The organism is Thiogranum sp. (assembly GCF_058323355.1).
In genome coordinates this window covers 47,195-62,991 of record NZ_JBTTIO010000020.1, presented here as the reverse complement: position 1 = coordinate 62,991, position 15,797 = coordinate 47,195, and the positions used below count along the sequence as shown (strand labels likewise).

The 15,797-nt window shown below is 54.6% G+C and carries 13 protein-coding genes; 6 read left to right on the top strand and 7 right to left on the bottom strand.

Annotated features, from left to right (window positions below; all coding sequences use genetic code 11):
• Positions 1–31 precede the first annotated feature (31 nt).
• The 6 genes from ACW81B_RS03635 to ACW81B_RS03610 all read left to right on the top strand — a co-directional run bounded on the left by ACW81B_RS03635 (position 32) and on the right by ACW81B_RS03610 (position 7,505).
• A complete protein-coding gene (locus tag ACW81B_RS03635) occupies positions 32–517 on the top strand; it encodes a chemotaxis protein CheW (RefSeq protein ID WP_491578907.1) in 486 nt (161 codons plus the stop codon).
• 118 nt (positions 518–635) lie between these two features.
• Positions 636–3,581 (top strand): methyl-accepting chemotaxis protein, encoded by a 2,946-nt coding sequence (locus ACW81B_RS03630; RefSeq protein WP_491578849.1) that lies wholly within the window; start codon positions 636–638, stop codon positions 3,579–3,581.
• Between the two features lie 78 nt (positions 3,582–3,659).
• Positions 3,660–4,511: a CheR family methyltransferase gene (locus ACW81B_RS03625; RefSeq protein WP_491578848.1), complete on the top strand. Its 852-nt coding sequence runs from the start codon at positions 3,660–3,662 to the stop codon at positions 4,509–4,511.
• Positions 4,512–4,513: 2 nt separating this feature from the next.
• Positions 4,514–5,158, top strand: a complete 645-nt coding sequence (cheD, locus tag ACW81B_RS03620) for a chemoreceptor glutamine deamidase CheD (protein WP_491578847.1) — start codon at positions 4,514–4,516, stop codon at positions 5,156–5,158.
• A 27-nt stretch (positions 5,159–5,185) separates the two neighbouring features.
• Positions 5,186–6,253: a protein-glutamate methylesterase/protein-glutamine glutaminase gene (locus ACW81B_RS03615; RefSeq protein ID WP_491578906.1), complete on the top strand. Its 1,068-nt coding sequence runs from the start codon at positions 5,186–5,188 to the stop codon at positions 6,251–6,253.
• A 133-nt stretch (positions 6,254–6,386) separates the two neighbouring features.
• Positions 6,387–7,505, top strand: coding sequence for a methyl-accepting chemotaxis protein (locus tag ACW81B_RS03610; protein ID WP_491578846.1), 1,119 nt, complete (start codon positions 6,387–6,389; stop codon positions 7,503–7,505).
• 99 nt (positions 7,506–7,604) lie between these two features.
• Here ACW81B_RS03610 and ACW81B_RS03605 read toward each other — a convergent pair whose 3' ends face one another.
• From ACW81B_RS03605 to ACW81B_RS03575, 7 genes are all read right to left on the bottom strand, one after another.
• Entirely contained in the window at positions 7,605–8,192 is a 588-nt protein-coding gene (locus tag ACW81B_RS03605; protein ID WP_491578845.1) for a Maf family protein, read from the bottom strand.
• Between the two features lie 6 nt (positions 8,193–8,198).
• Positions 8,199–9,773, bottom strand: a complete 1,575-nt coding sequence (gene gshA, locus ACW81B_RS03600; RefSeq protein ID WP_491578844.1) for a glutamate--cysteine ligase — start codon at positions 9,771–9,773, stop codon at positions 8,199–8,201.
• A 2-nt stretch (positions 9,774–9,775) separates the two neighbouring features.
• On the bottom strand, positions 9,776–11,179 hold the full coding sequence (locus ACW81B_RS03595; RefSeq protein WP_491578843.1) for a dihydrolipoyl dehydrogenase: 1,404 nt from the start codon (positions 11,177–11,179) through the stop codon (positions 9,776–9,778).
• A 49-nt stretch (positions 11,180–11,228) separates the two neighbouring features.
• On the bottom strand, positions 11,229–12,320 hold the full coding sequence (locus tag ACW81B_RS03590; RefSeq protein ID WP_491578842.1) for a GGDEF domain-containing protein: 1,092 nt from the start codon (positions 12,318–12,320) through the stop codon (positions 11,229–11,231).
• Positions 12,321–12,474: 154 nt separating this feature from the next.
• On the bottom strand, positions 12,475–13,236 hold the full coding sequence (locus ACW81B_RS03585) for a ferredoxin--NADP reductase (RefSeq protein WP_491578841.1): 762 nt from the start codon (positions 13,234–13,236) through the stop codon (positions 12,475–12,477).
• Complete coding sequence (locus ACW81B_RS03580) at positions 13,237–13,929, bottom strand: hypothetical protein (protein ID WP_491578840.1); 693 nt, start codon at positions 13,927–13,929, stop codon at positions 13,237–13,239.
• A gap of 123 nt (positions 13,930–14,052) precedes the next feature.
• The gene (locus ACW81B_RS03575) at positions 14,053–15,780 is read right to left on the bottom strand and encodes an acetolactate synthase large subunit (RefSeq protein ID WP_491578839.1); all 1,728 of its coding nucleotides are present in this window, start codon (positions 15,778–15,780) and stop codon (positions 14,053–14,055) included.
• Positions 15,781–15,797 lie beyond the last annotated feature (17 nt).

Genomic DNA, 15,797 nt, shown 5'->3' with positions numbered 1-15,797 from the left:
ACAGGTTGAAGCGAAGATTGAAGCGGCCTCCATGGCCATTGGTCTTACAGGTGACGAAGACCAGTACCTGACCTTCCTGCTTGACGGTGAAGAATATGGGGTGGATATCCTGCGCATTCAGGAAATCAAGGGCTGGGACCGTATTACCCATATTCCCAATACACCGGAATATATTCTGGGTGTAATAAATCTTCGTGGTGCCATTGTCCCGGTTGTCGATCTGCGCCAGCGTTTCGGGATGCCGGCTGTTGCCTACGGTGCAACGACAGTTGTGATCGTACTCAAGGTAAAGGGTGAAGACAGAGAGCGTATCATGGGTGTCGTCGTGGATGCTGTGTCAGACGTGTACGACATACCCGAGTCAGAGCTCAAAGCGGCACCACCCGGCACGGCAAACAGCATTATGGAGTCGGTACGTTCACTGGCAACAGTTGACGAAAAGATGGTCATCCTTCTGGATGTTGATCATCTTCTCAATACCAGTGAATTATCCGCTATGGACAAAATATCAGGATAGGACCGGATGATGGTGCAACGCAGCCGAACATTCCGACAAAAACGACAGCCCAGACAGGGATGGCGTAGCGAATTATGGCTGTGGATACTGAGTGGACTGGTATGGATGGGGTAAGCTGATGACGATGAAGAAAACCCGGAAAAAAGCCGGACAGTGCCCAATGACGCAAGGCCTGGTGGATAACGAACCCGGTGAGGCGACCGATGAACTGAAAGGTCTCGAACGACGCACGACCGGAAACCGGCGGAAATCGTCACGCCGAAAATCGGATGATTCCATGACACCGGAACAGGTTGAAGCGGAGACACGTATTGCACTGCTGGAGAATTCCTTCGCACTGCTTGCAGGTGAGGCAGAAGCACTGGTCGCGAGGTTCTATGAGGAACTGTTCAAACGCTATCCGGCTGTACAACCGCTGTTTGCCAATACGGACATAAAGAAACAGCAGAAAAAACTGCTGGCCGCACTGAAGCTGGTGGTCAACAGTCTGCGGAAACCGGATGCGCTTCACAAGGCGCTGACGGATCTGGGAAGAAAACATATTGAATACGGCGCTGAACCGGAACACTACGCTGCTGTTGCCGGGACTTTGCTGGATGTCATGGCAGAGTTTGCCGGAAAGGCATGGACGAATGATGTCAGGGAGGCCTGGACGCAAGCATTGAACCAGGTTGCTGAAGTAATGATTGAAGCAGGAGAGGCAGAAATGGCCACGAGTAAAAAGGCAGTACAGGACAGTGTTGCACAGGCAGCCGGATCATCATGGGAAGATCTCGGTATCATGAAGGATATCCTGGAACAGGCGCCCTACAATATCATGATTGCCGATGCAGACGAGAATATCGTTTTCGTCAATCGCAAGGCGCGCGAGGTTCTGGGGGCCGTTGAGGGTGAACTGGCCGAGTACCTGCCCGGCTTCGAAGCCGACAAGGTGGTTGGAGGCAGTATCCACCGCTATCACAAGGATCCGCAGGCCATCAAACATATCCTGCATAGTCTGGGCAAGGATGACAGGCGTGTTGGCGCGATTACTCCCGGCAATTTCTATTTTGCGCACGAAACGCGCGTTCTCTATGACCGTGATGGAAACCGCGCAGGTTATGTCGTGCAATGGAACGATATAACCGAACAGCGTAAACGCGAAGACGATGTTGCCCGCCTGGAAGGCGCTGTACAGAATGCCATGACGGCCATGATGATGGTTGACCGCGATTTGATCATTACTTCGGCTAACCAGGCGACTATTGACCTGCTGACCAGGCACCAGGATATATTGCGCCAGGAATTCCCCGGGTTCGATGTTGAAAAACTGGTTGGAACGTGCATCGATGTCTTCCACAGGAATCCTGCGCATCAGCGTAAACTTCTTTCGGATGCGTCGAATTTACCCTATTCGACGGATATCAATATTGGGCCGTTGACATTCAATCTGAATGTTACGGCGATCTTCGACGCAGACCGGAATTATGTCGGGAATACGCTGGAATGGTCCGATGTCACCGAACAGCGTGCACGGGAACTTGAGGTTGCCCGTCTGCAGTCAGCAGTCGATGGCGCCCAGGCCAATCTGATGATCTGTGATACTGATCTGAATATTACTTACGTCAATCCTGCTGTCAAAGACATGCTGAGCAATCGTGAAGCGGATTTGCGAAAAGTATTCCCCGGTTTCAGCGTTGCGGACCTGGTCGGATCCAATATTGACCAGTTCCACAAGAATCCGGCCCACCAGCGAGCACTGCTCAGTGACCCGAAGAATTTACCTGCTTTTGCCGAGATTCAGGTGGCCGGTCTCGAATTTACGGTCAACGCCACGGCAATACTCGACCACCAGGGTAACTGGATGGGCAATATGGTTGAATGGCGTGATATCACCGAGCAGAAAGAAGCTGAACGCCAGATCGAACAATTGATCGAGGCCGCTTCTGCCGGTGAGCTTGACAGCCGTCTGGATCCGGAGCAATTCCAGGGTTTTGCGCGCAACGTTGCCAGTGGTATCAACGCATTGCTCGACGCCATGGTTGACCCGATGCAGGCCACTGCCGAGGTGGTCAAGGCACTGGCGGAAGGAGATCTTACCCGTACCATGAACGGGGACTACCAGGGACAGTTCTCCGAGCTTAAATCTGCGGTCAATGGTTCGGTTGAGAACCTGTTGCAGATCGTTGGTGAGATACGTAACACAGCAGACAGTATTGGCAGTGCTGCCGGTGAATTGTCACGTGGCAATACCGATCTGAGTCAGCGTACTGAAGAAATGGCATCCAGTCTGGAGGAAACGGCCTCCAGCATGGAAGAAATGACCAGTACCGTTCGTCAGAATGCCGACAACGCGCGTCAGGCAAATCAACTGGCGGCCGGCGCGCGAGAACAGGCTGAAAAAGGTGGGGAAGTGGTCGGCCGGGTTGTCGCTGCCATGGGCGCGATCAATGACTCCAGCAAGGAGATTGCCGATATCATCAGTGTTATCGATGAGATTGCTTTCCAGACTAATCTTCTTGCCCTGAATGCCGCGGTTGAAGCTGCGCGTGCCGGAGAGCAGGGGCGCGGGTTTGCCGTTGTGGCTGCAGAGGTGCGTAATCTTGCCCAGCGCAGTGCGGGCGCCGCCAAGGAAATCAAGAGTCTCATCAAGGACAGCGTGGACAAGGTAGAAGAGGGAAGCCGGCTGGTCGACGAGTCCGGTTCCACGCTGGAAGAGATCGTTAATTCAGTGAAGAAGGTATCGGATATCATTGCTGAAATTGCAGCGGCGAGTGAAGAGCAGTCACAGGGAATTGAACAGGTCAACAAGGCCGTGACACAGCTGGATGAAGTCACCCAGCAGAACGCAGCATTGGTTGAAGAGGCTGCTGCGGCAAGTGAAGCCATGGATGACCAGGCCCAGGGTTTGACAACCTTGATGAACCGCTTCCATACCGGTGACCAGGAATTTGCAGGATCTGCACCTGCAACAACTACAGCTACATCTCGCAGACAGGAACGCACTACAGCACCGGCAGTGCGAAAATCTGCGCCTCGCCGGACATCAACACGGAAAACGGATGATGAGTGGGAAGAGTTCTGATCTGTAAGCTTTATGTATCTCGCCGTGGCAATAAAATATTGCCACGGCATTCACCTGACATAAGGAATTACGTGGCTCATGCTGGCCAGATCACACCCGCAACGCGAAAGGGAATTTGAATTTACCTCGTCCGATTTCGAGACAGTGCGGAAAACACTCTATGAGCAGGCCGGTATCTCCCTCAATGACGGGAAAGCGGATCTCGCCTATGGGCGTCTGGCGCGACGCCTGCGCAATCTGCAGATGTCCCGTTTCGCTGACTACCTGGCCTATGTGAATTCAGACAAGGGTGAAAGTGAGATGGTGCATTTTATCAATGCACTTACCACTAACCTGACCGCATTCTTCCGTGAGCCTCACCATTTTGAATTCCTTGCGAAGACCGCACTTCCGGAAATCGCACGACGTCACCACCGCGATCGGCGTGTGCGTGTCTGGTCTGCGGGTTGTTCGACTGGTGAGGAGCCTTACTCTATTGCCATAACGCTGTCTGAATCGCCTGTTGTCAGTACATCATGGGATACAAAACTGCTTGCCACAGACCTGGACTCCAATGTTGTTGAAACAGCCCGCGAAGGAAGGTACGCCGTGAAACGCATAGAAGGACTTTCTGCTGCACGTGCCAGGAAATGGTTTCACCCTCTTCCGGGGGGTAGTGAAGTCCAGGTGAAGGATTCGCTGCAGGATATCATTACTTTCAAACAACTTAACCTGATGCACGACTGGCCGATGCGGGGTCCATTCGACATTATCTTCTGTCGCAACGTGGTAATTTATTTCGACAAGCCAACCCAGAAGCAATTGTTTAACCGTTACGCCGACATGTTGACTGGTGGGGGTTACCTGTTTCTTGGGCACTCTGAAACCATGCACAATCTGTCCGACCGGTTCGAACTGATCGGTAAAACAATCTACAGGAAGGTCGGGTAAGCATGGTTTTCCAGCAGCGCCCGCTTCCGGCCGGTCAGGAGCAGGCACCCGTACTGCGTGGATTCGAGCACATACGCCGCTACTGGGATCGGGCACATAACTGTTTCGCGGCAAAAATTCTGCCGGGCGAATATTATGTGACGTGCGCGGATGAAGCCGTTATCACTTCACTGGGTTCCTGCGTATCCGCCTGTATTCGCGACCGGGTATTTGGTGTTGGAGGTATGAATCATTTCATGTTGCCCGAAGCCGCGGGGCACAAACAGGTTCATGCCGGTGACCTGACCGAGGCGGCACGCTATGGTTCCTATGCCATGGAACAGCTGATCAATGAGATCCTCAAGGCTGGTGGACGTCGGGATAATCTTGAAGTCAAACTGGTTGGCGGGGGGCGTGTCATAGCCGCCATGGACAGCGATGTGGGTAAACGCAATATTGATTTTGCCCTGGAATATATCGCCAAGGATGGATTGACAGTAGCCGGTTCAGACCTGGGAGGGGAGTCGCCAAGGCGGGTCGTGTATTTCCCTGCGAGCGGAAGGGTTCGGGTAAAGAAACTGCGCAGCCAGGAAGTCATTGCCCGGGAACGCGCCTACCGTGAGAAAGTCAGTCACCAGCATATCGAAGGCGATGTCGAGTTGTTCTAGGAATTATTGTTTATGTCAGGTTCAACACTGAAAAAAGATAAACAGAAAATCCGCGTGCTGGTTGTTGATGACTCGGCACTGATACGCAAGATTCTGACAGAAATGCTTGAAAAAGATCCCGCTATCGAGGTCGTCGGGACAGCCCAGGACCCGATTATGGCGCGGGAGAAGATCAAGCAACTGAAGCCGGATGTTTTGACGCTGGATGTTGAAATGCCAAAAATGGACGGCGTTACCTTCCTGCGCAATTTAATGCGTCTGCGTCCAATGCCGGTAGTGATGGTCTCGACACTGACGCAGAAGGGCAGCGATATCACGCTGGATGCACTGGAGCTCGGTGCTGTTGATTTTGTTTCCAAGCCGACTGTGGACATTGCGCATTCGCTCGGAGACTATGCCGATGAAATCATCTCCAAGGTCAAGACTGCGTCGACAGCCCGTGTAAGGGAATTGAAGCCTGTTGCAGAACGCCACAGCGCAGATGCAGTATTGCCTGCTGTACGCGGAAAGCATTTCAGGACCACAGACAAACTCATTGCGCTTGGTGCTTCAACAGGAGGCACTGAGGCAATACGTGAGGTCCTGGAAGTCATGCCGGCCGACAGTCCGGCAATAGTCATAAGTCAACATATACCGGAAGCTTTCAGCAGGCCTTTCTCTGAACGCATGAACCGTTGCTCACAAATGACGGTCAGTCAGGCTGAGGATGGCGAGCAGATACTGCCGGGGCACGTATATATAGCACCCGGAGACAGTCACCTGCTGGTTGTGCGCGATGGCGCACGTTTCCGATGTAAATTAAGCGATGGCCCGCCGGTCAACAGGCATCGCCCCAGTGTCGATGTCATGTTTCGTTCGGTGGCACAAAATGTCGGACCGAATGCGGTATCTGTGCTGCTGACAGGTATGGGAACTGACGGCGCCCAGGGTATGCTGGAAATGCGCGAAGCCGGCGCGCATACACTTGTTCAGGATGAAGCCAGCAGTGTTGTCTGGGGTATGCCCGGAGAGGCCGTGGCGCTGGGTGCCGCAGAACAGCAGGTGGCACTGTCGAAAATGGCCAGATGTATACAAAAAGTTTTGTTGAAAGGATAAAGCCCGCCGGCCAGTGGGCGTTATTGTAGTGTAGTAAAGGAGTTGCTATCTCGTGTCAGAAACACCATTGAATCCCGTTCAGTTTAGCTGGTTGCGCGCACTTGTCCCGGGTATTGCGGGAACGCTGGCTGTTATGGCTGGGACTGCCCTGGGCTGGCTGGGTGAGGTTGATGCCTTGACACTGCTGTTGCTGGCCGCCAGCTGGGGGGCAGGTATCGTGTGGGCTGGACGCCGGGTATCTATTGCGACGCTAAATGAAAACGAAACCGCTACCAATGCGGTGTCTGTGGATGAATTGAGAGAGATATGCACACCGATAAAAAGTCTCCTGGCGGGCGAGGTTGACGGTACGCGAGATGAAGTACAACGTGTCAGCAATATCGTGCGCGACGCTATTGCGAACCTTACAGACAGTTTTCATAACCTGGGTGCCAGCAGTCAGCGTGAAGAGGAAATGATCCACGGGATTATCGAATATGGTTCCGGCGACAGCAATCAGCATTCTTTTCTCACTGAGGCAAGTGAACTGATGCAGAATTTTATCGATACGCTGATTGATGTCAGCAAACAGTCCGTCGAGACAGTACATCGAATCGATGACATGGTGGATCACATGGATGGTGTATTCAGGTTGCTGGAAGACGTCAAGAATATTGCCGACCAGACCAATCTGCTGGCCTTGAACGCGGCTATTGAGGCCGCACGGGCTGGTGAGGCAGGCCGGGGTTTTGCCGTAGTGGCTGATGAAGTCCGCCAGTTGTCAATGCGCTCAAATAAGCTGAATGAGGAAATTATTGCTGGTGTAAACGCCGGCAAGCAGGCAATCGCAGCGGTTCGTGAGACAGTCGGCGCAATGGCGTCACGAGATATGAATGTGGCAATTGCTGGCAAGGAACGCGTCGATGAGGCATTCACGCGTTCTGAAAAATATAACCTTTTTGTGGCAGAGCAGATAGGTCACCTGGGTAAAATCAGTGATTCGATCAGTAGTGATGTCGGGAATGCTGTTCGTTGTATGCAGTTTGAGGACATGGTTACCCAGTCCATGGCTGCTGCCGGGATTCACCTTCAGCGTCTGAATCAACTCGAGGGAATGGTGGAACGACTGGTTGACCTTTGCGCTGCACCGGATAGCGAGGTGTTGTCCGGCCTTAAGGCAGATATAGACGCATTTGCTGACAGCAGGATTGACAGCAGGGACAAGGCCGTCGTTCAAAACTCTCTGGATGGTGGTGAAGTTGAATTATTCTAGCGAAGAATAGTGGTGCTGTTGCTCAGGGCGGGGCCTGACGTAGAGAAAATACTGCGTATTGCGAATTTCGATAAATTGCTGGATATGCCTTCGGCCTGATCAGGGTATGCTGATACCCGCTTCATTCAACCAGCTCACCAGCCGTATCAACGGTAAACCTACCAGTGCATTCGGATCGTCGCCCTGCATGGTTTCAAACAGGCTGATACCGAGCGCCTCGGACTTGAAACTTCCCGCGCAGTTGTAGGGCTGCTCTGCACGCAGGTAGCGATCGATCTGTTCTGGAGACAGTTGTCGGAAAGTTACTGTATAGGTCACAAGATCCGTGCGCGCCTCGCCACTTGTCGCATCATACAGGCACAACCCGGTAAGGAAGTCGACGCGCTGTCCGGATAACTGTGCAAGCTGCTGGCAGGCTTTTTCATGGTTACCGGGTTTTCCTAATACTTCGTCTCCACATACCGCGACCTGGTCCGAGCCGATAATCAGCGCGTCAGGGAAAGCCTGTGCGCCGGCACGCGCCTTGGCTTCGGAGAGCCGTACTACAAGTGAACGAGGGCTTTCATTTTCAAGGCGGGTTTCGTCAACCTCGGATGAGAGGGTTTCAAACGGAATCTGCAATTTCTCCAGCAGGGCGCGGCGAAACGGAGACGTGGAGGCAAGGATCAGTGTTCTTTTCTGGCGCATTCGGGTTCAGACCTGGGAAAAGTACTGTTTCAGATAATCGTCGAAGCTCAATACATCGGCCGCCTCGCGGGCCTTCTGGTCTTCGACAGACTTGCTTGCAAGCGCGCTGTAAAAACGCTGTTTTTCTTCTTTCATGGGCAGGTTGGTGAAGAAGTGATGGTGTATTTCCGACATGCGCCTGGCGAAGTGGTAGAAGCCTTCGCCACGGTCACGCATTTCCTGGAGCATCCGCGCGGACGGTGTCAGTTCAGGGTTTTCGACTTTTTTCTGTTGTGACGCCAGGGCATTGCAGTAAGGCGATCCTTCTGTGCTCTTGTCAAGCAGATCACACACACCCTCCATCTCGGACAGCAGTTCACTTGCCCAACGGCTGAGCAGGACGGGTTCATTGTCACGTGTCAGTTTCAGTTGGGGATCCCGCCCCTGGTGCGCGGTCTTCAGCTCGTTTTCATCAATCGCCCGACGCTCGCTGTGGCTGATTGGCGGGCTTTCGTGCAGCAGGCAGAACAGCAGGAAGCACTCCAGGAAATACATCTGTCGCTCGTTGATGCCAAGCGGGTCAAAGGCATTGACATCGAGTGAGCGTAATTCAACATAAGCGACACCCCGGCGGCGTAGTGCCAGAGACGGCATTTCATTACCGGTGACAATCTGTTTGGGGCGGATGGTGCTGTAATATTCGTTCTCAATCTGCAGAATATTGGCGTTCAGTTGACGCCATTCACCATTGACTTTTACCCCGATCTTCTCAAACTCCGGGCAGGGCGTGGTGATGGCGCAGATCAGGCTATCAATGTAACTTTGCAGGTTATCGTAGTTGGCCTTGATACCGGTTTCGTTTTCACGGTTGTTCTGGTAACCAATATCGCCCATGCGCAACGAGGTGGCCCAGGGTTCGTAGCAGGTGTTTTCATTGAAAGTCTGCAGGCTGGTTTCACGGTTGCCTATAAAGGATTTGCAAATTGCCGGTGAGGCGCCGAACAGGTAGGGGATCAGCCAGCCAAACCGTTGCAGGTTACGAATAAGCGCCATGTAGGATTCGGAAATAAAATCCTGCATGGGCATTGTATTGCCTTCCAGTTCCGCATAAATCGGCCAAAACTCCGGCGGGAAAGAATAGTTGTAATGCACACCGGCGATGACCTGCATGGTACAGCCATGGCGATAACCGAGTCCCTTGCGGTAAACGTGTTTCATCATGCCCGAGTTTGATGTGCCGTAGTTGGCAATGGGAATGCTGGTCTCTCCATCCACTACGCACGGCATACTGGTTGCCCACAGGAACTCATTGTCGAGGCACTGGTAGACATATTGTTGTGTGTCGCGGAGAAAACCCAGCACATCCCGGATCTGTTGCAATGGCGGGGTAATGAATTCCGCCAGCGCTTCGGAAAAGTCGGTGGTGATCCAGGGATGGGTCAGCGCGGAACCCAGTTTTTCCGGGTGCGGTGTCCGGGCAATACTGCCCTGGGTGTTGACGCGCAGGCTTTCTTTCTCGACACCAATAGCACTGTTACGCATCAACTGCGAATGTTGCAGGTCAAGCAGCCGCTTCAGTCGCTGTCGGGCCGTATTGTACAAGGTTACAGTTGCTCCAGGTCCGGGGGCAGTCCTTCGGGGGCAAAGCCGCCCATGGCCACCAGCTCACGCAATCCCGGCTGAATCGCTTCTTCCAGTACCGGGTGGTAGAAAGGCATACGTACCATCTGCAGGACAGTCAGCTCCTGTTCAATACACCAGTTGAGCAGGTGCCCAAGGTGTTCGCCATGTGGTGCGATCATCGAGGCGCCCAGCAGTTTGCCAGTTGTTTTGTCGGCATAGAGTCTTAACTGCCCCTTGTTGCGCCCCATAATCAGCGCCCGTCCGAGCATGCCCAGTGCAACGCTGGCAACCAGGGTGTTGGCGAGATCGAGTTCCGACCAGCTTTTGCCCACCATGACAATGTTGGGATCCGAAAAGGTGATGTACAGCGGTGTCTTGCGCCGGAAGGCAACAGGGGAATCCGCCGTGGCATTGATACCGGCAATACGACCTTCATCCGCTGCCTCGTGGAGAAGCGGGCGGTCGCCATTGACATCGCCCGCCAGGAACAGGGGCTTGTCCTCAATTTGCAGGGTGTTCGGGTTGTAGTCCGGCAGGCCGTGCTCGTCAAGTGTGACACCGGCCTTTTCAATGGCCAAGCTGGCGAGGTTGGGGCGTCGGCCAATGCACAGCAGAACCTTCTCCACTTCTACCGAGTTATCACCCGCACTGATGCGCAGTTTCCCGTCACTCCCTTCCTCTATGCTGGCCGGTTTTCCCAGCCAGAGTGGCATTTCCTTGCCAAGAACCTGGATGGCCGTTTTATTGATTTCCGGGTCATCGAGATGGCCGATGGTTTGCAGCTGGTCGATACCGGTTACCTCGACACCAAGCCGGTGGAATGCCTGGCCGAGTTCCAGCCCGATAACGCCGAGACCGATAACGGCCAGTGACTTCGGAAGATCCTCGAGTTCGAAAATCTCATCGGTGGTCAGTACCCGCTCGCCAAACGCTTTCCAGGGTTTCGGGACAATCGGCGTTGAACCGGAAGCGATGACAATACGTTTGGCACGAATGCGTCGGTCGCCAACCTGCAGAAGACCGGGTTCAATGAACTGTGCATATTCCGGGATAAACTCATCGCCCATTTCATCCGTGGTGGTCGACAGAACCTTGTCGACAAAGATATCGCGTAAATCCTGTACGTGCTCCATGACATCGGGGCCTTCCACACTCAGGCCATCACCCCCCTCGATACCTTCACGGGGGAAAATTGAACGACGGTGAAAGTCTTCTGCAACCTGTATCAGCGCCTTGGAGGGCATACAACCCACGCGTGAGCAGGTGGTGCCCAGTTCGCCGCCGTCTATGAGGACATAATTGTCGGTCTTGCGTTTGACCTGGCCTTGCGCATAGAGTCCTGCGCTGCCTGCGCCGATAATGGCGACATCAACTTCTTGTTCCATAGTGTGTCTTCTGCTTTGTCGGTTCTCGGGGTGATATCGATGCTGTATGCTAGCCCGCCGGGCGGGCAATGGCGATACCGCCACCGGTATGAGTGGTTTTCGAGTGGTAAAGTGCCCGGTCTACCTGCTCCAGCAGGTTGGCGAAACTGTCGCCGTGGGTGGGCGCTTCACCAAGCCCGAAGGTTACGCTGAAATCAATTTCATTGTCGGTCGCCCACTGGTTGACCTGTTGCTGGATGCGCTCTGCAATTAACCGGGCATGTTCCAGTGTCGAGTCTTCAAGGATGATAACAAACTCGTCCCCACCAAAACGCGCAGCCACGTCCGGTTCCCGGATAGATTGACGCACAATCCGGGCAAATTCACGCAGCACCAGGTCGCCTGCCGCATGCCCCAGTTCATCGTTGACGTCCTTGAATTTGTCCAGGTCGGCAAACAGCAGGACAAATTTATGCTGGCTGCACTGCAACCGCTGGAACATCGCGGTGGCGACTTCCTGAAGGGCGCGGCGGTTCAGCAGCCCGGTCAGGGTGTCGATATTACTGCTCTGTTCCAGTTCGTTACGACTGTGTTCAATGCGCCCCATCAGTACGTAGGAATATACCAGGATGATGCCGCCGAACAGGTTCAGGAACAGCAGGCCGGCGGAAAGTTCCGAACTGCCCCACATGTAGCGTAATGACAGTACGATCATGGCGGCGCCAAAACAGCCAATCAACGACTCGGCGAACAGTCGCATGCCGTAGCGCATACCATTGCCCAGTACCACCATGATGTAGACCAGCAGCGAGGGTGGAATGGGGTAGGGGTCATTCATGACCGAGATGCTCACGATGGCAATATCAACCCACATCGCGAGGTGATAGCGCAACGGACACACATTGACCTTTGCTGCATGTACGAACATGGCTCCCTGGGCAATGAAATAAACCGCATAGGCCATGTTAATCTGCTCGGTCGACCAGAGCGTCGGCATGATCCCCGCCGTGAAGTTGAAAAAGCCTATGCCCAGGGCGAGAAAAATGAAACGGGTGATGAACTGGATCTTCTGCTCTTGCCAGCCGGGGTAGCGATAGCGCCCGGCGCTATGCTCACCGTCTGCACGACGCCGGTCGAGGTGATGGCGCCGATCCTCAAGCACTCCCTTGTCTGACAGTCTGCGCTGGCGCGAATGATCGTTAATTTCCTTTAACCTTTTGATTATTCATGAACTTACGGCTTTCAGGGCGGAGATCGTCGGGGACCTTTGCCAGGAAACAAGCCATTATAAAAAACTCCTGGCTGCTGGGGTAGTGTTACCAGTAGTTCTCTACCGTGATATGCCCGGGTTTGCGGCGCCGGTTGCGTTCCAGGCCGCGCGCCTTGAGCGTTGCGGAGGTATCTTTCACCATGGCCGGGTTGCCGCAGATCATCACCTGCGACTGTTCCGGCGAGATGTCGATGCCGGCACGCGCCTCCAGTGTACCGGAATCCAGTGCATGGGGGATGCGGTCGCGAATCGCAAAATCCGTGTCTTCCCGGCTGACAAAGGGGATATGGATGAACTGGTCAGGATGTTGTTCAGCAATGGCGCGGATGGTGTCCTGAAAGGAAAGTTCTTCGGCGGTGCGTACCGCATGTACCAGCACAATGCGCTCGAAACGTTTCCAGGGTTCCGGCGTTTTCAGGATCGACAGGAAAGGGCCGATGGCGGTACCGGTCGACAGCATCCACAGGTGTTTTGCGTCCGGGACTTCGTTCAGGCAAAGAAACCCCGCTGCCTTGCGCATAACGTAAATCGGGTCGCCGGGCCTGAGTGTTACCAGTCGTTGTGTCAGCGGCCCGCCCGGTACAGTGATAAAATAGAACTCCAGCGGGCGCTCATCGGGCGCGTTAACGTAGGAGTAGGGACGTCCGACCAGTTCCCCGTCGATGACAAGTCCAAGTTTGCTGAACTGACCGGCGGTAAAGTCATTGACCGGTGCATCAACACGAATCGAATACAGGCGATCCGTCCAGGGTTTGAGTTCGGTAACCCTGCCTTCGCACCAGCGCTCCAGGTTGACCGGTTTCTCCATTCAGTGGTCTCCTCGCTGTGGTTGCTGCATCTGGCGGTGGATGTCTTCCATACGCTCCAGTCGCAGCCAGGCATCGTGCAGGGTTCTGTCCGGGTCACGTTGCAACAGGAATACACGCGCATCCTCGCACAAAATCGATAGCTGTTCGACATCGAAAATGGTCAGGCTGGGCACGAGGGTTTCGTCCGGTTCGCTGAGCAACGAGGGGATTAACTCGTCTTCACCGATCGGGGACTCCGGGTGGGTCAGCGCGGACACCAGCGGCAGTTCCTGCAGGCTGAAGTGCGCACGTCGTGCTGTTTCCTCGTCATCCAGCTCCTGCCTGGCAACGGCATCTTCCCCGATGCCACTACGGATGGCACGCATGATGGCATCCACCAACTGGCCTATGGCCTGCTTGATGCGGCTCTGGTCGCCGGGCAGGGCGCAGGCCTGCTGGTAGGCCTTGTCCAGCGACGCCTTGATTTCCAGCACGGTTTCACTGGGGGTATTTGCCTTCAGGTCGACGGCGCGCTGCACCAGCGACTGGAACTCATTCATGAAGCGGTCCAGTTCAAGGCCGTCATCGAGACGCGCTGTCGCCAGGTCTTCACTTGCGACTTTGCGGCGTATTTCGTCAAACAGTGGATTGTTTCGACGCCGTAGCAGGTGTTGCTCGCGGACGCCCGGTTTTTCGTTGCTTTCAGCACGCATGCTGCTCTCCCCGTGTTCAGGCCACTACCTTACCTGAAGACGGGGGGATAAAAAAACGTGTGGTGAGTAAGGGTGCGTCATTGCGAGCGTAGCGCGGCAATGACCGGGTTGTATGAAACCGGTTCAGATCGTACACTCGATTTCACCAAGCCGTTTGGTCAGCTTGACATTCTCGGTATAATCCACCGGCACAGCAATCAGTGCCGGCCCATCCTGTTTGAAGGCTTCCTCCAGCGCAGGAAGGAGCTGCCCGGGGCTGGTCAGCGTCTTGCCCCACATGCCGAATGACTGTGCCAGTTGTTCCCAGCGGGGATTGCCGAAATCCAGTTTTGAATGGCGGCCGTTGAACTGGTTCTGCTGCTTCCATTTAATCAGCCCGTATTCGCCGTCTTCCCAGACCATGAATACAACGTTCAGTTTCAGGCGCACGGCCGTTTCCATATCCTGTACGTTCATCATGAAACCGGCGTCACCGCAGATGGCCAGCACCTTGTGTTCGGGCTGGGCGATTTTGGCGCCGATTGCACCGGGCAGCGCAAAGCCCATTGAGCAGAAGCCATTGGAGATAAGGCAGGTGTTGGCCTCCTGGCACTGGTAGTAACGTGAAATCCACATCTTGTGCGCACCGACGTCGGACAGCAGGTAATCGTCCGGGGCGAGGAACTCGCGCACGTCCCAGAGGATTTTCTGCGGCTTCATCGGAAACGATGCATCGTCTTTTTCCATGGCGAAATCGGCAAGGATGGCATTGCGCAATTTCTGCCAGGAATCGATGTTCTGCAGCGGCAGTTTGCCAGCGTAGTTACGTTCCAGCTCCATGTTGACCTGCCACAGGGCGTCGGCGATATCGCCGACCACATCCACACTGACGGTGTAGTGATAATCGATCTCTGCGGGCAGGAAATCGATATGAATAACCTTCTTGTCCTTGTCGGCATTCCAGAAGCTCGGGCTGTATTCCACCAGGTCGTAGCCGACGGTGATGACCAGGTCGACCTGGTCCATGGCGTGGTTGATATGGTCCTTGCCCTGTAAACCCATGGTAAACAGGCTGTGCCTGTTGTCCTTCGGCATGGCGCCCTTGCCCATGAAGGTATTGACGACCGGAATACCGGTTTTTTCAGCCAGTCTCCGCAGTTGCGAGGCGGCGCGCTTGCGGATGGCGCCGTTGCCGGCAAGGATAATGGGGCGTTTGGCGGCTACAATCGCATTTACGGCTTCGCTTACCGCCTTGTGGTCGGCGCCCGGGCGCCGGGTTTTCAGAACCGGCATGGGTTGCGAGCTGACCTGCTGCCTGGCGACATCCTCTGGCAGTTCAATGACGGTTACACCGGGTTTCTCCGCCTCGGCGAGCTTGAAGGCCTTGCGTACGACTTCAGGAATGGTCTCTGCGTCGACGACAGAATGCGCCCATTTACTGATGGGGCGCATCATGGCAATCGCATCCATGTTCTGGTGGCTTTCCTTGTGCAGACGCCGGGTTGAACCCTGACCGATGATTGCGACGACCGGGGCCCTGTCCATATTGGCGTCGGCCAGACCCGTGACCAGGTTGGTCGCGCCGGGTCCCAGCGTGGAGAGACAGACGCCGGCCTTGCCGGTGAGCCGGCCGTAGACGTCCGCGATAAAAGCGGCTGCCTGTTCGTGGCGGCACAGGACAAATTCGATATTGCTGTCCATCAGAGACATCATGAAGTCGGCATTCTCTTCGCCGGGAACGCCAAAAATGTGTGTAACGCCCTCCGACTCCAGGCATTTTACAAACGTGTCGGATGCCTTGCTGGCCACAGGTTTTGTTTTCCGGTCGGGCCTGATGGTGGTCGTTTTTGTTCCAGTCTGCGTTTTGCTCATGATCATCTCCCTGTCGT